Origin of the sequence: Shewanella sp. N2AIL (assembly GCF_022690845.1) — a bacterium.
Lineage (GTDB): Bacteria > Pseudomonadota > Gammaproteobacteria > Enterobacterales > Shewanellaceae > Shewanella > Shewanella baltica.
Genome location: NZ_JALBYT010000010.1, coordinates 1 through 19,002, shown reverse-complemented (window position 1 = coordinate 19,002; position 19,002 = coordinate 1). Strand labels below are relative to the sequence as shown.

Sequence of the window (19,002 nt, the reverse complement as noted above, 5' to 3'; positions counted from 1 at the left end):
CTAAAGCCAGCCGCAAGGCTGGTTTTTTTATGGATGATGGAGGCCTTGATGGAAAAGATGACTGACAGTATTCAACACACACTCAAACAATTCGCCGCCGATAGTGCATTAACGACGGTAGCGCCGCTCTGCAGTGACATCCCACTATTTGACATTAACGCCTTGGGTGATTGGACGTATTTGGGTACATCGCTGCCAGCAAAGTTTGCTAAGTTGTTCGCCAGTATTTTGCATTGCATCGATGATGAGTATTTCTTAATTACCCCAGTGGAAAAGGTGCGAGTGCAGGTTGAAGATGCGCCTCTGCTGATTGTCGATTTCGAGCGAGCACAACCCCATTCTCTGCTTAATGTGAGCACCAGTATTGAAACACTGCACCACAATGTGGATATAAAGCAGATGAAGCTCACCGATGACAGTGTTTATTTGCCGCTTGAGCGTGGGTTATGGGGAAAATTAGACCGTGCTTGTTACTATAATTTTGTGAATGAATTCAATTTATATGATTTAAATGAGCAGTGAGTTCGTAGGTTAATCGCATAATTAGCTGTGGTGTTAACTAGTTTATTGCGGGTTAAGTGGTAGTATTAAAACTGACTCTGGGTTCTTATGATTGCGCACAGAGTAAGTGAAAACGCGTTAAAACCTTTGTTGTAGGAGGTGCTGTTTGAATCGTCATGAAAGCTTAGGCTATCTTGTTTCCCACTTAAATATCGAGCTGCAAAATGAGCTTGATCTGCATCTTAAGCGATATCAACTCGATATAAAACTGTGGCCTGTGCTGTTTGCTTTGTGGCAAGAGGAGGGCATCAGCCAAACTGAATTGTCTAAGCGTTGCGATGTGGCAAATTACACTATGACGCGTTTACTCGATCAGTTACAGGTACAAGGTCTTATTACCCGCCATCAAGAAGCCGATAATCGGCGCGCCTTCCAAATCTTTTTGACCGATGAAGCCAAAGCATTAGAGCAAGATCTGATTTGCGAAGCTGAGCGGGTCAACGAAAAGTTCCTGTCTAACCTCAGTGATGAGGAGCAGCAGCAGTTCGTCTTACTATTAAATAAAATCAATCGCTTGGCTTAATGATACGGATTCATTCGGTATAGAGGGAAACTGCGGTTTAGCCGTTTTTACAGCTATCTGTATGTGGTTGTATAAATTCATTTTCTCCAGTTTAATCCCATCATTCATCCGTTACTTAGCGGGATTAAACTGGTGTAATCAATTCAAATAAAGTGCAAAGACGCACAGTAAGCTGACGGCTATTACTGAGTGTTGCAAATAACGGCGGCTGGCTAACAAATTTTCTTTGCCTTGTTTTAGGCTGGCGACGAGGGTGTGCTGCTTATAAATTCGGCACATCAACTCATCGGTTTGGGGATCGATAAGCAGTTCGAACTTGCAAGGTGCGCCGTCTTTAAGTTGGATGGTATGTTCGCTCTGAGGCTTAAAATTCAACTTGTGCGACACCATCTGGCCGTTGACAAAGACCCGCTCTAAACCGCTCCAATTACTGGCTTGCAGTTCAACTACATCTTGGTTGAGATCATACTTAAAACGGATCATAGCGCTATCCTGTGCTGGGACCTGAGAGGCTAATTCAAGCAGACAAATATGACGTTTTCCAGCGTGATTTAATGAATATTCTGTGTCGAAATTAAAAGCGCGGCTAAACCATGAGCTTAGCGCTAGATTAAATTTTAGATAACAAAAAAGCGACCAGAGGTCGCTTTTGGCGATGTTACACGAGTAGGTAAATTACTTTTTAGCGGCTTCGATAATGGCTTTGGCCATTTCATCTGCTACAGCGCCAGTTGTCCGGTTCTGTTCGTCGGCTTGGCTGAAGATTTTCAGCAGGGTGTTATAAATTTCTTCTACTTTAGCGGTCGATTTCGCTGCATCGTAATCTTTTTCGAACGACACGTTGATAATGCCGCCTGCGTTGATCACATAGTCTGGCGCGTACAGTATACCCATTTCTTTCAGCTGTTCGCCGTGGCGTACTTCAGCTAATTGGTTGTTGGCACAGCCAGCAACAATTTTGGCTTTCAGCTGCGGTAAGGTCGCATCGTTTAAAGTTGCGCCAAGGGCGCAAGGAGCATACACATCCACATCTTGCGCGTAGATTTCTTGAGGCGCGACAACAATCGCACCAAAGTCGGTAGCGACTTTGTCTAACGAGGCTTGATGAATGTCGGTAACAATCAGTTCAGCACCTTCGTTATGCAAGTGTTTGCACAGGTAATAGCCAACGTGACCTACGCCTTGAACGGCGATTTTGAGGCCTTTTAGGCTGTCTAAACCGAGTCTATGTTTAACTGCAGCTTTGATGCCTAAATAAGTGCCAAGGGCGGTGAACGGTGATGGGTCGCCACTCTTGCCTTCAAGACCCGCCATATAAGGGGTTTCTTCATGGGCAATCATGATATCTGCCGTGGTAGTACCCACGTCTTCAGCGGAATAATAGCGGCCGCCGAGGCTATTGATGAAACGGCCAAAAGCGCGGAATAGGGCTTCGCGGTCTTGTCTTTTTGGATCGGCGATGATCACTGATTTGCCGCCACCCATGGTTAAACCGGCAAGGGCGTTTTTGTAAGTCATGCCACGAGAGAGGCGTAATACGTCAGTCAGGGCTTCATCATCCGATTGGTAATTCCACATCCGGCAACCACCCACAGCAGGGCCAAGGTTGGTGTTATGGATGGCGACAATGGCCTTTAAGCCACTTTCTTTATCATGACAGAATACGACCTGTTCATGTTCGTCAAAGGATACATGATTAAATACAGCCACGTGAATTTCTCCGCTATACACAATGAAAAAGCCGACGAGATGAGCCTCTATCGACTGCTTGTTATATTTATTGCAGAACCATAGCATTTAGCGATACTCTCAACCATGCATAATGACCGAATAAATACATTATTTGTGGCAATTTAGCTTTCCACTTTACGTAAACGTAAGCTTTGCGGTTGAAAATGGATTGTACTGAATTTAATGTAACGAATAGAATGAATCGCGCACTGATCCCAAGAATTAGGTTCGCGTTATAACAATAAGATAGGACGGAAGTATGACTGAACAAGCTGTCGACCAAACTCAACAGAATTTATCAGCGGAAGAAATAGAAAAGCTGCGTCAAGAGTGGGTCAGAACTCAATTTCAAAAAGCGAATCGTTTCCTCGCTGAAAAAGGCGTGATCCCAACTAAAGTCTTGGCCGATGAAAGTCGTTATCTTGCGCCTTACATGGCAATTTGGAAAATGGAATCCAAGCGTCCCAGCAACAAAACCTATTGGGTTATGTCGGGCGATTTACCCTCGGATTTCGTCGATGTGAAAGTGGCTGCAACGGCCCGAGATGCGGTACGTCATTTCTCTATGATGTGGCAAATGCAGGCGGAAAACTTAGTGCGTTCGGGTGCAACCCGTGATGCCACTCAGGCTAAATTTGCACAGTTACTGGTATCGCGCGCCGAGAGTTTATATCGTATGCACAATGACGATAAACTGTGGAATGCTTAAATTCAAATGAGTTTATACAACAGTCTCTTGCGTTGATTGATACCGATAACTGAAATAACAATAAGGCACTCAATTGAGTGCCTTATTTATACTGACTTTTATGTTGATTTCCTCTGTTAAGAACAAGGTCATCGAGCAAAGTCGATAAAGCTTATTCTTCGCTGTCGCTTAAGTAGAAGAAACCTTGATTGATGAGTTTCAATAGTAAGGCTTGAACTTCTTCATGCTGACATATTTCAGTTGCTTCATCGGCGCTTAAGCTGACGTTATCGCTCAACAGTGCGATCACGTCTGCCGGTGTATTGGGCAGTTCATGCACGTCACCATTAATGAATAATCGCGGTGTGGCGTCATTTTCAAGACGCAATACTTTCAAACCGCCGATACGGCTCACGCCAGCACCTTGGGCGAAGGCATCTTGCAAATCTTCAATGCTGTAAGCTTCTTCGCCTTCACACAAATCAAGCTCGAAACGGTTTTGACTGAGCAGTTTACCTAACACGATTTGGTAGCTATTGGGATCTTGGCTCAGCTGACTCAGGAGTGACATTATGCCCACTTGATGATCTTGGCTGACGATACCGGCTGAACTCGGCTCAGTTTGCGACGTGAAACGCTGCTGACCTAAGTTATTGTCGAGCAAATAATCGGCGACTTCACTGACCAATTCTTGCTGGCTAGGAGCGCGGAAACCAATCGAGTAACTCATTGCCACTGTTAGGGTTTCGCCGCAGTGTGGGAAACCTGGTGGAATATAAAGCATGTCACCTTTTTCTAACACCACATCGATAATTGGGGTGAAGTCTTCAACCAGCGGCGAGTTTGGATTGCCACCACGGCGTTGTTGCGGGGTATTGTCGCCCACAGTCCAGCGACGTTCACCTTCACCTTGAATGATAAACACATCGTAGTTATCAACGTGCGGGCCCACACCACCACTTGGCGTTGCAAATGAGGCCATCAAGTCATCGAAACGCCAGTCAGGTAAAAAACGCAGCGCTTCAACTAATGGTTGCGAATCAGGATACCAATGGTTGACCGCTTGCACTAGCAATTGCCAATGGGTTTCGCCATAGCTGTCGTAATCTTCAAACGGGCCTTGAACCACTTCCCAGTTATCGTCTTTAGTAACGACGATACGCGAAGAGATTTCTTCTTCACAGGCAAGGCCTGCTAGTTCATCGGCACTGATCGGATCTTCAAACTGTGGAAACGCTTTTTTGATCAGCAGGGGTTTCTTTTGCCAGTATTCACTAAGAAACTGGGCGATATCGAGATTGAGTGTATACATAGTGTTAAAAAAGGCGACCACATCGCACAGATGTGAGTCGCCTTAATCCTTATTTCTGTTTATGAAAGAGTATTGTCCATCGCCAATTTCAGCTAATAACTAAGTTTATTTAAAAACTAAGTTCAGTTAAAAACTTACTTCAGTTCGTCGACAAACGTTTCGGCGCGACCAATGTAATTGGCTGGCGTCATTTTCTTCAGTTCAGCTTTCACTGAGTCTGGTAATTCAAGTCCGTCAATAAACACTGACAGTTGCTGCGCGTCGATACGTTTACCGCGCGTCAGTTCTTTTAATTTTTCGTATGGCTTTTCAATACCATAACGACGCATCACAGTTTGTACGGGTTCTGCTAACACTTCCCAGTTGTGATCTAACTCATCACGCAGGTGCGCTTCGTTAACTTCTAACTTGCTGATGCCTTTTAAGGTCGCTTGATACGCGATCAACGCATGGGCAATACCTACGCCTAAGTTACGCAGCACAGTTGAGTCAGTTAAGTCACGTTGCCATCTTGATAACGGCAGCTTAGACGCTAAATGTTGCATCAGCGCGTTAGCGATACCTAAGTTACCCTCAGAGTTTTCAAAATCGATTGGGTTAACTTTGTGCGGCATAGTCGATGAACCGATTTCACCGGCGATAGTGCGTTGTTTGAAGTGACCTAGGGCAATGTAACCCCAAATGTCACGGTCAAAGTCAATCAGCACAGTGTTGAAACGGGCAACCGCATCAAACAGTTCGGCAATGTAATCGTGTGGTTCGATTTGCGTCGTGTAAGCGTTCCAGTGCAGGCCAAGGCTAGTCACAAAACGCTCAGATAGTTCATGCCAGTTAACTTCAGGATAGGCTGACAGGTGAGCATTGTAGTTACCTACGGCACCGTTCAGTTTGCCCATGATTTCAACATTGGCGATTTGTTTGATTTGACGCTCAAGACGCATTGCCACGTTCGCCATCTCTTTACCGAGTGTCGAAGGTGAAGCAGGTTGGCCATGGGTGCGTGACATTAATGGCACAGAGCGATATTCAATCGCCAGCTTTTTAATCGCAGTCAGCAACTCGTTGCAATATGGCAGTAATACTTGCTCACGGGCTTCAGTCAACATTAAACCGTGGCTTAAGTTGTTGATATCTTCGGAAGTACAGGCAAAGTGAACAAACTCACCCACAGCGGCTAATTCGCTATTGCCCGCGATTTTTTCTTTGATGAAGTATTCAACCGCTTTCACATCGTGGTTAGTGGTGCTTTCGATAGCCTTAACACGCAGCGCATCTTGTTCGTTGAAATTGTCTTTAATGCCATCGAGCACAGCGATAGCTGACGCGCTCAGTGTTGGCACTTCGCTAATGTCTGGGCAGTCTGCTAACAGTTTTAGCCAATTGATTTCAACCTGAACACGGTACTTGGTAAGACCGAACTCGCTGAAAATCCCTCTCAATGACGCGGTTTTACTACCATAACGACCGTCTACCGGAGAGATAGCAGTTAGTGCGGAAAGATCCATGTGAAGCTCCTTGATGAACGCTAATTTTATTATAGGGTAAGACTTTTCTTGGCTGTATCGACTATGGCTTTGCGGGCGAAGACTAAGTGTCGACGTTTACCGCCTAGTTGGCGCCATAGTACAGCGCTGCGCATGGCCGCAAGCAGCAGAGCGCGAATTTTTTGTTGTATGATAGGGCGTTGCAAACACACTGGATTACCAGAGATTTGGATTTTTGGCCCTAAATTACTGATGATGTCACTGTAAATGCTGGCAAGATTGGCAATCACTTGTTCATCGGTGATCGCAAAATGATGTAGCTGGCGATTCACTTGATTAATGCGCTCGGCCAACATGCCTAAACCGCTGTTAGAGCGAACTAATTTTCGCTCTAACGCCAACACGCCAACTAAATAGCGGGTGATTTCAACATCTTTTTGACTGCTGTCACCGAGCTGATTCAAGATCAGCTTGTAGCCTTTTTGCAATACGATTTTGTCTTGGTAGACATCGGGCGTATTGTCAGGATTAGTGACGAGAATGGTGTTTAAGCTCGCCGCGAGCTCGGCATTATCTAATTCGCCATGGCGGGCTAAATGTTGAACTTGGGCAATGGCTTGCAGTATGCCTGCAAACGCCATGGTCCGATTAACTAGTTGCTCGTTCACGCTTTACCCTCGGATCAATTGATCTATGATGCCGCCACCTAAGCAGACTTCACCATCATAAAATACCGCAGACTGTCCTGGCGTCACCGCCGCAACTGGTTCATCGAAGACCACGCGTAAGGTGTGTTCATCTGTGTAGGTCAAAGTACAAGGCACATCTTGTTGGCGATAACGGGTTTTCACTGCGATATGACAGCCATCGATAGGTCCGGTTCTATCCACCCAATGCAGTTGGTTAACTGTCATGCCGGTCGACATCAAACGAGGATGGTGTCCGCCTTGACCTACGATCAATACGTTACGCTCAAGATCTTTATCAACTACATACCAAGGATCGTCATTGCTGTTTTTCATACCGCCAATGCCTAGGCCTTTACGCTGGCCTAAGGTGTGGTACATCAGCCCTTGGTGTGTGCCTATGATTTCACCTTCTGGGGTTTCGATATTACCAGGCTGCGCTGGTAAATAAGTGCCCAGGAATTCAGTGAACTTGCGCTCACCGATAAAACAGATGCCGGTGCTGTCTTTTTTATCATGGGTGATTAGGCCCATTTCTTTTGCGATTTCACGTACTTCATGTTTTTCCAATTCACCGACAGGGAATAGACTTCGAGCCACTTGCTCGTGGCTAAGGGTGTAGAGGAAATAACTTTGATCTTTATTGCCATCGACGCCACGGAGCATTTGTGTGCTGCCATCGCTATTATCGCGGCGGCGCACATAGTGGCCCATGGCGATGTAATCGGCGTCGAGGATTTCGTCGGCAAATTCTAAAAATGCCTTAAATTTGATTTCTTTGTTGCACATGATATCGGGATTTGGCGTGCGGCCGGCTTTGTATTCGGCGAGGAAATACTCAAATACATTGTCCCAATATTCGGCAGCAAAGTTAACTGTGTGTAGCTTGATCCCGAGCTTGTCGCACACTGCTTGGGCATCTTTTAAATCTTCTGCGGCAGCGCAGTACTCGTTATTGTCATCTTCTTCCCAGTTCTTCATGAAAAGGCCTTCAACCTGATAGCCTTGCTGCATAAGCAAATAAGCTGAAACAGATGAATCTACACCGCCGGACATGCCGACAATGACTTTTTTTCCTGTATGAGTGGGTTCGATTGATGTCATAGATCCTAAAAACCATTGAGTATGTGTGTTGGCTAGGTTGTTGACGTTAAGCCGCGACATTGAGCGCGTAACAAAAAGTGCCTAACCTAGCTTAAAAAATATGGGCTAGCGTTAAATCCAAGCTAACTTAAGAGCTAACTTAAAAATTTGGGTGTAGTGCGAGCTAACAGTAAAACTCGTATTTACGGCCTACTGTACAGTCTATTATTTTGCCACGTAGAGGCCGCTAGGCACTAGCACATGCATAAGTTTAACAAGCCGTTTATGCGGGGCGGTATTCTATCACGCCTTACTCGCTTGGGCTATCGTGAGGCGGTCACTATTGAGTAAGGAGAGGGGATAAGTTTGGCCCTGTTGTGCGTTATTAAGGTAGTCTTTTAGGCAATCGAGCACTAAGGGGCTGCGCAGTAAAGATGACTTAGCTTCTATCTGTGCAAAACTCAGCCAGTGCGCACTGTGGATAGCCTTGTCCTGCGGCGCAGGTGAGGGCATATCATCTAACTGTACGAAGAAGGTAAAGCGCACAAAGGCTAAGTCTTCACTGGCGCTAAATTGATAGATGCCGACGAGTCCTTGGGGGTTAAGTGATAACCCCGTTTCCTCAAACACTTCACGCTCACAGGCTTGGATTAAGCTTTCATTGGCTTCTAAGTGACCCGCTGGCTGATTAAAGCGCAGCTCGCCATCAATCCACTCTTCCACCATCAGATACTTATCCTGTGAGGTCGCATGAATAATACAAGCGACGGTCACATTGGGTTTATATCGTTGACTCATGGTGCCTCCTTTGAGTGGACTTGGTGCCACTTTTTAGTGGCGTTGAGCGCAGAAACTTGGCTGAAAGTTAGACTTCATCACCGAGGCGAATGCATTTATGCTCGCCCGATGGCAAATTATCTAGACTCCATTGGCCTATTTTATAACGGATTAATCTTAAGGTCGGAAAACCGATATGCGCTGTCATGCGTCTGACTTGGCGGTTACGGCCTTCATGAATTTGGATTTCTAGCCAAGTTGTTGGGATATTTTTGCGTTCTCTCACCGGTGGATTACGTGGCCAAATATCGGGTGAATCCATGATTTTGACTTTAGCAGGCAGCGTCATACCATCATTTAATTCAACACCTTGGCGCAGTTTCGTCAGTGCATCTTCCGTCGGCACGCCTTCTACTTGCACCCAATAGGTTTTAAAGGTTTTCTTTTTCGGTTCTGTCAGTCTTGCCTGTAATTGACCGTCATTAGTCAGCAGTAACAAGCCCTCACTGTCTCTGTCTAAGCGGCCTGCGGCATACACGTCAGCAATGGGGATATAGTCTTTTAGGGTTTTGCGACCTTGTTCATCGGTAAACTGGCAAAGTACATCAAAAGGCTTATTAAACAGCACGATAATCGGTGCGAGCGTTTGGCTCTGCACCGGTTTTGCCGCTGCAATTGCGCGTCGATTAGGATTTTTAAAGGGTTCTTTCTTTAAACTGCCATTGGCATTACGTGCTGGCGCCACTTTGCTATCTACGGCGGTAGCGCGGTTGGCAGGGCCTCTGCTCGCGGGCTTAGCGGGTTTAATCGTGCTCTTGGCTGGGGAACTGGTACTGGAATTGGCACGTTTAGGTGGAAACTTGTTTTTGTTCATACTTTTGCTAACAGGAGGTTGAGACACGCTTACCTGACTTGATTGAGTCGTTAATGTGGTCATAGTGTACTTGGCATTCGCCGTTAGTGGAATTTGAATATTATTGCGAATGCTCTATGATGTCGGCCAGAAAATGTGATCTGTGCCTAAATGTTTATTAGGTTTTAATGAGTCGTTGTAACAAATTTTAGCTTGCGTGCAAAGGCAGAAGGGCATTGAGAATGTGAAAGGTTAAGGCGGATTCGATTGCCTTGATTGATATTTTCACTGTGCTCAGATTTGTTCGCCATGCTATAAAATTATTATAAAAAATATTAAATTTTACAATAATGTAGGATGTAACATGAAAGATAACTCATCAACAATTATTTACACTGAAACAGACGAAGCGCCAGCACTGGCCACCCTCTCACTCTTACCTATTATCAGAACGTTTACCGACGCCGCGGGCGTTGCGGTTGAAACCCGTGATATCTCGTTATCGGGCCGTATTATTGCCAGTTTCCCTGAGCAACTGACCGAAGCACAAAAGATTGGCGATCATCTGACTGAGCTTGGCGAGTTAGCGAATCAGCCAGAAGCGAACATCATCAAGTTACCGAATATCAGTGCTTCGATTCCACAATTAAAAGCCTGTATCCTTGAACTGCAGCAAAAAGGTTACGACATCCCTCACTATCCGGATGAGCCAAAAACCGACGCTGAAAAGTCAATTAAAACACGTTACGACAAGATTAAAGGCAGTGCGGTAAACCCAGTACTACGTGAAGGTAACTCAGATCGCCGTGCCCCATTATCGGTGAAAAACTTCGCCAAGAAAAATCCGCATTCAATGGGTAAATGGGCTACAGATTCTAAGTCACACGTTGCTCACATGACTGACGGCGATTTTTACGGCAGCGAGCAGTCAGTGACTTTATCTGATGCGGGCAGCGTGAATATCGTACTGACGCAAAAAGATGGCCAAGAAGTAGTGCTCAAGTCCGGTCTTAAGCTGCTGGCTGGCGAAATTATCGATGCTGCGGTATTGAGTAAAAAAGCCTTAGTGAGCTTCTATGAGCGTGAAATCGAAAACGCCAAAGCAGAAGATGTGCTGTTATCGCTGCATCTGAAAGCCACTATGATGAAAGTGTCTGATCCTATTATGTTTGGTCACGCTGTGAAGGTATTCTTCAAGCCAGTATTTGACAAACATGCGGCGCTTTTTGCTGAATTAGGCGTAGATGTTAACAACGGTTTTGGTGATGTTTATGCCAAAATAGCGACATTACCTGCCGATAGCCGCGCCGAAGTCGAAGCCGATATCGCCGCCGTTTACGCTGCACGTCCCGCATTGGCTATGGTTGATTCTGACAAAGGTATCACCAACTTACACGTGCCAAGCGACATCATTATCGATGCGTCTATGCCTGCTGCGATTCGTTCATCTGGCCAAATGTGGGGACCAGATGGTCAACTGCATGACACGAAAGCTATGATCCCAGATCGTTGCTATGCCGGTATCTACCAAGAAACGATTGCCTTCTGTAAAGAGCACGGCGCTTTTGATCCTAAAACCATGGGCAGCGTGCCAAACGTGGGCTTGATGGCGCAAAAAGCCGAAGAGTACGGCAGCCACGATAAGACCTTTGAAATACCTGCTGACGGTGTGGTCAACGTTGTCGATGCAAGTGGTAAGGTATTGATGAGCCATAACGTGGAAGCGGGCGATATCTGGAGAATGTGCCAAGTTAAAGACGCACCTATCCGTGATTGGGTCAAACTGGCCGTGCGCCGTGCCCGTTTAAGCAATACTCCTGCGGTATTCTGGTTAGACAGCAAACGTGCCCACGATGCGCAAATCATTGCAAAAGTGCAGCAATATCTGCCAGAGCATGATACTGATGGCTTAGAGATCAGCATCATGTCTCCAGAAGACGCGACGCGTTTGTCTTTGGCTCGCATCAAAGAAGGCAAAGATACCATTTCAGTTACGGGCAACGTTCTACGTGACTACCTGACTGACTTGTTCCCAATCCTTGAGCTAGGCACCAGTGCCAAAATGCTGTCAATCGTGCCGTTAATGAACGGCGGCGGTCTATTTGAAACAGGTGCGGGCGGTAGTGCACCTAAGCACGTGCAACAGGTTGAGAAAGAAGGTCACTTACGTTGGGATTCACTCGGTGAATTCTTGGCTCTGGCGGCGTCTCTTGAGCATTTAAGCCAAACTGTCGGTAATCCAAAAGCCCAAGTGTTAGCTGATACCTTAGATCAAGCCATTGGCCAATTCTTAGATAGCAACAAATCGCCATCAAGAAGAGTCGGTGAGTTAGATAACCGTGGCAGCCATTTCTACTTAGCCATGTACTGGGCACAAGCCTTAGCCGCGCAAACGGGCGATGAGCAGTTACAAGCTCACTTCATTCCGTTAGCGCATGCGTTGGCCGCAAATGAGCAAGTGATTGTGGCTGAATTAGCGACGGCACAAGGTGCACCAGTTGATTTAGGCGGTTACTACCGTTTAGATGCGGCTAAGGCTGAAAAAGCCATGCGCCCAAGCGAGACGTTAAACAAGTTGTTGATTGCTTAATCTCGTGAGTTTTAGCTTTTGGATGGCGCGTGCGTCAGTGTGGGCCATCAAAGTTGATGTAAAGTTGTAAGTCATTAGACTGATTTTAGAAAGGGATCTGCATGGCAGATCCCTTTTTTATGCCCTAAATTTACTGTCGAGACTGGTGATAAAATCTTTTTGTGGGGATGCAATGGGTGAGCTGCGGCGATGGATCTTGAATTAAATTCATGCGTAATGCTGACAAGTGATGGAGCATTAAGTGGTGGGGATTGATAAAACACGCAGCAATAAAAAGGCAGGGACAAGTCCCTGCCTTTTAGATCATTGGCCTCACCAAACGTTATTTTGTTGGTGAAATGGCTGAAGCGTGCATTCCTTTTGGACCGGCTTCTACTTCAAATTGAACGGGTTGGCCTGCTTTTAGAGTTCGATAGCCTTCCATTTCAATGGTAGAATAGTGTGCAAAAACGTCCTCACCACCTTGATCAGGGCAAATAAACCCGAATCCTTTGGCGTTGTTGAACCATTTAACAGTTCCGCTTGCCATACTTCCACTTCCTTCTGTTGTCTACTTACCAGTAAGATAGTAAAACCTGTATAGACGGGTATTCTTTCACCGTCTGCACAACAGAATGTAAGGAGTAAAAGCGGAAGTCAAGCTAAAATTAACAAAGGGGTAACAACTGATTAATTTGAACGGATCAATTGGAAGAGGCCAACACGAGAGGCTAGTATTAAAAAATGGCAAAGATAGGAAATATTGAACACGTTGAAGAACGTGTCGAATCAGAGTTAATGCCGCCTTCGATGTATAAGGTGGTACTCAATAATGATGATTACACCCCAATGGATTTTGTGATTGAAGTTTTGCAGGTTTTCTTTCGCAAGAACGAGCAGGAAGCGACCGATATCATGTTGACGATCCATCACCAAGGAAAAGGTATTTGCGGTATTTTCCCGTTTGGGATTGCAGAAACTAAGGTGATACAAGTAAATCAATTTGCAAGACAAAACCAACATCCGTTACTGTGTTCGTTAGAGAAAGCATAAAACCGCTTTACTCTGTAGTCTGTTGTTAATTTTGGGGGTGCTTATGCTGAACAAAGACCTGGAAGTCACCTTAAATCTGGCGTTTCAGCAAGCCAGAGACGCGCGTCACGAGTATATGACAGTGGAACATCTGTTATTAGCTCTGATCGACAATCCTGCGGCTCAAGAAGCGTTAATCGCCTGTGGAGCGAATCTAGATAAACTCAGAGATGAAGTGGCAAGCTTTATCCAACAAACAACCCCAATCATTGCCGATATTGATGATGACAAAGAAACTCAGCCAACGCTGGGGTTCCAACGAGTGCTGCAACGTGCAGTATTCCATGTGCAGTCATCGGGTCGCAATGAAGTAAACGGCGCTAACGTGTTAGTCGCCATTTTCAGTGAGCAAGAATCCCAAGCCGTGTATTTACTGCGCCGCTGCGATATTAGTCGCCTAGACGTTGTGAATTTTATTTCCCATGGTTTCGCCAAAAATGATGATGCTGAGTCACATCAAGATCAAGAACGGGTTGAAGATCAGGGCGAAAGCAGCGAAGAGCGCAGCATGTTGTCGCAATTTGCGTCCAACTTAAATCAACTTGCTAAGCAAGGGATCATCGACCCACTGATTGGTCGTGATCAAGAAATTGAGCGCGCGATTCAAACCCTATGCCGTCGCCGTAAAAATAATCCGCTGTTAGTGGGTGAGGCGGGCGTAGGTAAAACGGCGATTGCCGAAGGGCTGGCGTATCGCATCGTCAATAAACAAGTGCCCGATGTGATGCTTGAAGCCACAGTGTATTCTTTGGATTTAGGTTCACTGCTGGCGGGAACTAAGTATCGCGGCGACTTTGAAAAGCGCTTTAAGAACCTGTTAAAAGAACTGGCGGCTGATAAGCATGCCATCCTATTCATCGATGAGATCCACACCATTATCGGTGCGGGCGCGGCCTCTGGCGGCGTAATGGATGCCTCTAATCTGCTGAAACCTTTACTATCTAGCGGCAACTTACGCTGCATGGGGTCGACAACTTTCCAAGAATATCAAAGTATTTTTGAGAAAGACCGCGCACTTGCACGTCGTTTCCAAAAGGTGGATATCAATGAACCTTCAGTGGAAGAAACCACTAAAATTTTGATGGGGCTTAAGTCTAAATACGAAGAATATCATGGGGTTCGTTATACACAGGCTGCGATCAGCAGCGCTGCAGTATTATCGGCCAAGCACATCAACGACAGACATTTACCCGATAAAGCCATCGATGTTATCGATGAAGCGGGTGCACGTATGGTGATGTTGCCTATGAGCAAACGTAAAAAGACTATAGGCCAAGCCGAGATTGAGTCGATAGTGGCGAAAATGGCGCGTATCCCTGAGAAGTCGGTATCCGCCACTGATAAGGACTTACTGCGTAATCTTGAGCGTAACCTTAAGATGGTGGTCTTTGGCCAAGACAAGGCCATTGAGAGTCTGAGTTCGGCCATTCGCTTATCGCGCAGTGGCTTAGGCACAGACAGGAAACCTGTGGGTAGCTTCTTATTCGCGGGTCCCACCGGTGTGGGTAAAACCGAAGTCACTAACCAACTGGCCAACTGTTTGGGGATGAAACTGGTGCGCTTTGACATGTCTGAGTACATGGAAAGCCACACAGTGTCACGCTTGATTGGTGCGCCTCCTGGATATGTGGGTTATGACCAAGGTGGCTTGCTCACCGATGCTGTGATTAAAAATCCGCACTGTGTGGTGCTATTGGATGAAATCGAGAAGGCCCACCGCGATGTCTATAACTTGCTGTTGCAGGTGATGGATCACGGTACTTTGACCGACAATAATGGTCGTAAGGCTGACTTTAGACACGTGACTTTGGTGATGACAACGAACGCGGGTGTTCAGGAGACTATTCGTAAGTCGATTGGCTTTACCCAACAAGATCACACTCAAGATGCGTTATCTGAAATTAATCGGGTATTTTCGCCAGAATTTCGAAATCGTCTCGATTCCATCATTTGGTTCAACCATTTGGATATGACGATTATCGCCAAAGTGGTCGATAAATTCTTGGTGGAATTGCAGGCTCAATTGGATGCAAAACACGTTACTTTGGAAGTCAGCGACGAAGCCAGAACCTTATTGGCCGAGAAAGGCTACGACAAGAACATGGGCGCGCGTCCAATGGCTCGGGTGGTGACCGAATTGATCAAACGTCCATTGGCAGACGAGATCTTATTTGGTGTCTTAGAGTCAGGCGGTGTGGCGCATGTGGATGTGAAGGAGGGCGAGCTTGTCATTCGTACCGAACGTCACGAAAAAGCGACAACAAAAGCTTAACGCTTGATTATCCATTAGTTTTAGACATAAAAATGGCTGCAATTGCAGCCATTTTTTTCATCTTTCGCAAACAAAAAAACCCGGCCTTGCCGGGTTTTTAAATCTAAGAGGCTATATCAGCGTGCGCGGAAGACAATGCGACCTTTGGTCAGATCATAAGGAGTCAGCTGGACGGTAACTTTATCGCCAGTAAGGATCCGGATGTAGTTTTTGCGCATTTTGCCTGAAATGTGGGCTATCACCACATGACCATTTTCAAGCTCTACACGAAACATTGTGTTTGGCAAGGTTTCAAGGATAGTGCCTTGCATTTCAATGTTGTCTTCTTTCGCCATTAATTAATTATCCCATTAGCCTTCGAATATAAAAAACGGGCGTATCATGCCCCAAATTCACCCTGCTGTAAAGGGGAAGTACTTAGCAAACTTGGGAATACTCCCAGCCCGTCGGTGTGAGAATTTGATATGGGCGATATAAACGCTTGTAGGACATCTTACGGTTTTCATCTATTTGATATCCGAGATAAACAAATTCTTTGTCCATCAGTTTTGCCAATCGGCACTGAATTAAAATTAACAGGGCGCCGAGGGAACGCTGTTCTTCGTCGGGGTCAAAATAGCTGTAAATCGCCGACAGACTATTGGGTAAGGTATCTGTGACCGCGACGGCTAATAATTTATCGCCGTTATAGACCTCGATAAACGTCGGCGGCAACCAATGGCAAAAAAGAAAGTGATTATATTGATCTTCACTCGGGGGGAACATAGGGCCGTCAAAATGCCGCTCACGAATGTAATGCTCATACAGGGCATATTGTTCGGCGGTTTGTTCCGATGTAATTCGCCAGGTCAGATCTTGGTTTTTTGCTAAAGTCCGTTTTTGACGTTTCGATGGCACAAATTCATGCGCTGGCACACGAATAGGCTGGCACGCGCTGCACCTTGGGCAACGGGGTTTATAGATGGAGCCGCCACTGCGGCGAAAACCCACCGCGAGTAAACGCTCAAATAAAATGGGATCAAGGGTATCTTCTTGGATGACAAGTAGCTGCTCCTGTTGGCCATCGAGGTAGCTGCAGGGAAATATTTGACTGATACCGATAGCGATCGATGCTTTACTCGAGTTCAAGGATGACCTCTTTAGTGGTCCAAGTCGCTGGGTCCACGGGATTGTTTCTCAGTTCGCTCAGTAACGTTATAAAATCAATGCGTTTAATGGCTTTGGCTCCCAAACTTTCTAGGTGAGGATTCATCACTTGTGCATCGATGAGTTTGAATCCCATTTTGAGTAAATGCTGTTGCAGCGCTGCAACGGCGGCCTTGGAGGCATTGGTTTTACGGTGAAACATGGATTCGCCGCAAAACACTTGGCCGATTGCTAAGCCGTAAAGCCCACCAATTAAACGTTCGCCTTCCCAGACTTCAATGGAATGGGCGTGACCAGTGTGATGCAGTTCGCGATAGGCCATTTGAATTTCTTGGGTGATCCAAGTGCCGCTCTGTTTTTCTCTTGGCTGCGCGCATCCCGCCATTACATCGGTGAAAGCGTGATTGATTGTGATCCGCCAAGGTTGTTTTTTTAAGTATTTCCGCAAACTTGTGCTGATGTGTATTTCACCGGGAATAAACACGGCGCGGGGATCGGGCGACCACCATAAAATAGGATCATCTGAGTTAAACCAAGGAAAAATACCGTTGTAGTAAGCCGAGAGTAAGCGTTCAGGACGTAAGTCGCCGCCGATAGCCAATAACCCATTAGGATCGGTTAAGGCGAATTCGGGTGAAGGAAAAGCTTCAAATTCGTGATTCAGAAAAGACAGTGACTTCACAATTGAGTATGATTTAGTTATAGACCTTATTATTAAGTTAGCGGAAATTCAGATATGTGGAAACCTACTCTAGCAAGCTTTATGTTTATTTTTGCGTTTATCCTCAGCCCCGCGAGTGCGGGTTATGACCGTAATCAAGCCGTGCCTGTCGAGAAAGTGCTCTATGGCGATATCACTTCGGTACGTAATATCACTGAAACCCAGCTGATTGAAGACCGTAATCGAGGTTGGAAAACCTTTGGTGGCGCCTTAGCGGGTGGGGTGATTGGCAATCAGTTTGGTGGCGGTTCTGGCCGTGATGTGGCGACCATTTTAGGTGCCTTGATTGGTGGCGGTATCGGCAATCGTTATGGCAGTGGCACGAGTGTGCAGTCATTGAAGCTGGTGGAATTGATGATCAATCAAGAAGATGGCACCCAAGTTATGGTGATCCAAGACTATGATGCTGGCATGGTATTCAATGCGGGTGACAGAGTGCGAGTGGTCTACCTGCAAGGCGGTGTGCGTGTTGATGTCGCGATGTAAGCGACTGTCTTATCTTGATTAAGTCGTCATCTTCAGTAAATGGTCATCTCGAGTAAAGGACGGTAAAGCAATGACACGGACAGAATTAACCCAATATTTAGCCGATTTTTTACATGTATCGGCGTTTAAAGATTACGCGCCCAATGGGCTGCAAATAGAAGGCAAGGATGAGATCCGCACCATAGTGACGGGCGTGACTGCGTGTCAGGCTTTGATCGATGAAGCGATTCGATTAAACGCCGATGCGATTTTGGTCCATCACGGCTTTTTTTGGAAGAATGAGCCTGAAGTGATCACTGGCATGAAACAACGCCGGATTAAGGCGCTACTCAAGCATGATATTAGCTTGTTTGGCTATCATTTGCCCTTAGATGCCCACCCAATGCTGGGTAATAACGCGACCTTAGGCAGGCAACTTGGGATAGTCGACGCAGAAGCCATCGAAGAGGTGGCTCAGGGGCTGCTGTGGCGTGGAAAACTTGATCTTGCGGTTAGTGCTAGCGAATTTTCTCACACCCTTGAGGATGCGTTAGGCAGAGCCCCGCTGCACATTGGTGATGGCGATGCCAAGATCCAACATTTAGCTTGGTGTACTGGCGGCGCGCAGGACTATATCGATGTTGCGGCGAGTTTAGGTGTGGATGCGTTTATCAGTGGTGAAGTATCTGAACGCACGTTCCACAGTGCGGTGGAGCAGGGCATACATTATTTTGCGGCGGGGCACCATGCGACCGAACGTTTTGGCATTCAAGCCTTAGGCCGTCACCTCGCCCGCGAGTTTGATCTCGTGCACCATTTTGTGGATATCACCAATCCGGTCTAATCCATTCATAAAGCGGCTTATGGTGACTATCTAACCGTTTTATCCCTAATCGAAAGGCGAGCATGGCTTAATGCCGATCAGTTAAGACAGATCGCTTGACGATCTCGCTGAAAAGATCAAAATCCGATGACCTCATGTCATCGGATTTTTTTATGCAACTCTCAGAAGCACTCGCCCGCACTCATATTACCCGCC

Annotated in this window: 20 protein-coding genes; 8 read left to right on the top strand and 12 right to left on the bottom strand. The window is 46.2% G+C overall.

The window, feature by feature from the left end:
• Positions 1-48 precede the first annotated feature (48 nt).
• Positions 49-522, top strand: coding sequence for a DUF1285 domain-containing protein (locus MO387_RS07965; RefSeq protein WP_107947860.1), 474 nt, complete (start codon positions 49-51; stop codon positions 520-522).
• Between the two features lie 145 nt (positions 523-667).
• Positions 668-1,084, top strand: coding sequence for a MarR family transcriptional regulator (locus MO387_RS07960; RefSeq protein WP_006081948.1), 417 nt, complete (start codon positions 668-670; stop codon positions 1,082-1,084).
• A 138-nt stretch (positions 1,085-1,222) separates the two neighbouring features.
• Here the strand turns inward: MO387_RS07960 and MO387_RS07955 are convergent, their stop codons facing one another.
• On the bottom strand, positions 1,223-1,567 hold the full coding sequence (locus MO387_RS07955; protein ID WP_006081947.1) for a hypothetical protein: 345 nt from the start codon (positions 1,565-1,567) through the stop codon (positions 1,223-1,225).
• A gap of 192 nt (positions 1,568-1,759) precedes the next feature.
• Positions 1,760-2,794: a Glu/Leu/Phe/Val dehydrogenase dimerization domain-containing protein gene (locus MO387_RS07950; RefSeq protein WP_107950233.1), complete on the bottom strand. Its 1,035-nt coding sequence runs from the start codon at positions 2,792-2,794 to the stop codon at positions 1,760-1,762.
• Between the two features lie 280 nt (positions 2,795-3,074).
• Here MO387_RS07950 and MO387_RS07945 point away from each other — a divergent pair, with 280 nt between their 5' ends.
• A complete protein-coding gene (locus tag MO387_RS07945) occupies positions 3,075-3,524 on the top strand; it encodes a DUF4826 family protein (protein WP_106650731.1) in 450 nt (149 codons plus the stop codon).
• 151 nt (positions 3,525-3,675) lie between these two features.
• Here MO387_RS07945 and MO387_RS07940 read toward each other — a convergent pair whose 3' ends face one another.
• The 6 genes from MO387_RS07940 to rluE all read right to left on the bottom strand — a co-directional run bounded on the left by MO387_RS07940 (position 3,676) and on the right by rluE (position 9,719).
• Complete coding sequence (locus MO387_RS07940; RefSeq protein ID WP_107950231.1) at positions 3,676-4,815, bottom strand: cupin domain-containing protein; 1,140 nt, start codon at positions 4,813-4,815, stop codon at positions 3,676-3,678.
• Between the two features lie 134 nt (positions 4,816-4,949).
• Entirely contained in the window at positions 4,950-6,320 is a 1,371-nt protein-coding gene (purB, locus tag MO387_RS07935) for an adenylosuccinate lyase (RefSeq protein WP_012089398.1), read from the bottom strand.
• 29 nt (positions 6,321-6,349) lie between these two features.
• A complete protein-coding gene (hflD, locus tag MO387_RS07930) occupies positions 6,350-6,967 on the bottom strand; it encodes a high frequency lysogenization protein HflD (RefSeq protein WP_107947858.1) in 618 nt (205 codons plus the stop codon).
• 3 nt (positions 6,968-6,970) lie between these two features.
• Complete coding sequence (gene mnmA / locus MO387_RS07925; RefSeq protein ID WP_083548599.1) at positions 6,971-8,089, bottom strand: tRNA 2-thiouridine(34) synthase MnmA; 1,119 nt, start codon at positions 8,087-8,089, stop codon at positions 6,971-6,973.
• 282 nt (positions 8,090-8,371) lie between these two features.
• Positions 8,372-8,866, bottom strand: a complete 495-nt coding sequence (locus tag MO387_RS07920) for an NUDIX hydrolase (protein ID WP_107947855.1) — start codon at positions 8,864-8,866, stop codon at positions 8,372-8,374.
• Between the two features lie 67 nt (positions 8,867-8,933).
• The gene (gene rluE, locus MO387_RS07915) at positions 8,934-9,719 is read right to left on the bottom strand and encodes a 23S rRNA pseudouridine(2457) synthase RluE (RefSeq protein ID WP_234420947.1); all 786 of its coding nucleotides are present in this window, start codon (positions 9,717-9,719) and stop codon (positions 8,934-8,936) included.
• A gap of 343 nt (positions 9,720-10,062) precedes the next feature.
• On the opposite strand from rluE, the gene MO387_RS07910 reads away from it, so the two are divergent.
• The gene (locus tag MO387_RS07910) at positions 10,063-12,288 is read left to right on the top strand and encodes an NADP-dependent isocitrate dehydrogenase (RefSeq protein WP_107947853.1); all 2,226 of its coding nucleotides are present in this window, start codon (positions 10,063-10,065) and stop codon (positions 12,286-12,288) included.
• 322 nt (positions 12,289-12,610) lie between these two features.
• On the opposite strand, the gene cspD is transcribed toward MO387_RS07910, so the two are convergent.
• Entirely contained in the window at positions 12,611-12,817 is a 207-nt protein-coding gene (gene cspD, locus MO387_RS07905) for a cold shock domain-containing protein CspD (protein WP_006081937.1), read from the bottom strand.
• A 194-nt stretch (positions 12,818-13,011) separates the two neighbouring features.
• Between cspD and clpS the strand changes: the two genes are divergently transcribed.
• Together clpS and clpA are read left to right on the top strand one after the other, a co-directional pair.
• Positions 13,012-13,320: an ATP-dependent Clp protease adapter ClpS gene (gene clpS, locus MO387_RS07900; RefSeq protein WP_006081936.1), complete on the top strand. Its 309-nt coding sequence runs from the start codon at positions 13,012-13,014 to the stop codon at positions 13,318-13,320.
• A gap of 43 nt (positions 13,321-13,363) precedes the next feature.
• Entirely contained in the window at positions 13,364-15,631 is a 2,268-nt protein-coding gene (gene clpA, locus MO387_RS07895) for an ATP-dependent Clp protease ATP-binding subunit ClpA (protein ID WP_006081935.1), read from the top strand.
• A gap of 116 nt (positions 15,632-15,747) precedes the next feature.
• Here clpA and infA read toward each other — a convergent pair whose 3' ends face one another.
• From infA to aat, 3 genes are all read right to left on the bottom strand, one after another.
• Positions 15,748-15,966 (bottom strand): translation initiation factor IF-1, encoded by a 219-nt coding sequence (gene infA / locus MO387_RS07890; RefSeq protein ID WP_006081934.1) that lies wholly within the window; start codon positions 15,964-15,966, stop codon positions 15,748-15,750.
• Positions 15,967-16,048: 82 nt separating this feature from the next.
• On the bottom strand, positions 16,049-16,759 hold the full coding sequence (locus MO387_RS07885) for an arginyltransferase (RefSeq protein ID WP_006081933.1): 711 nt from the start codon (positions 16,757-16,759) through the stop codon (positions 16,049-16,051).
• Positions 16,746-17,459: a leucyl/phenylalanyl-tRNA--protein transferase gene (gene aat, locus MO387_RS07880; RefSeq protein WP_107947851.1), complete on the bottom strand. Its 714-nt coding sequence runs from the start codon at positions 17,457-17,459 to the stop codon at positions 16,746-16,748. Before aat ends, MO387_RS07885 begins: the two co-directional genes overlap by 14 nt.
• A 54-nt stretch (positions 17,460-17,513) precedes the next feature.
• Here aat and MO387_RS07875 point away from each other — a divergent pair, with 54 nt between their 5' ends.
• Together MO387_RS07875 and MO387_RS07870 are read left to right on the top strand one after the other, a co-directional pair.
• Positions 17,514-17,984, top strand: a complete 471-nt coding sequence (locus MO387_RS07875; protein ID WP_006081931.1) for a glycine zipper 2TM domain-containing protein — start codon at positions 17,514-17,516, stop codon at positions 17,982-17,984.
• 70 nt (positions 17,985-18,054) lie between these two features.
• Positions 18,055-18,807: a Nif3-like dinuclear metal center hexameric protein gene (locus MO387_RS07870; RefSeq protein WP_107947849.1), complete on the top strand. Its 753-nt coding sequence runs from the start codon at positions 18,055-18,057 to the stop codon at positions 18,805-18,807.
• Positions 18,808-19,002: the final 195 nt, after the last annotated feature.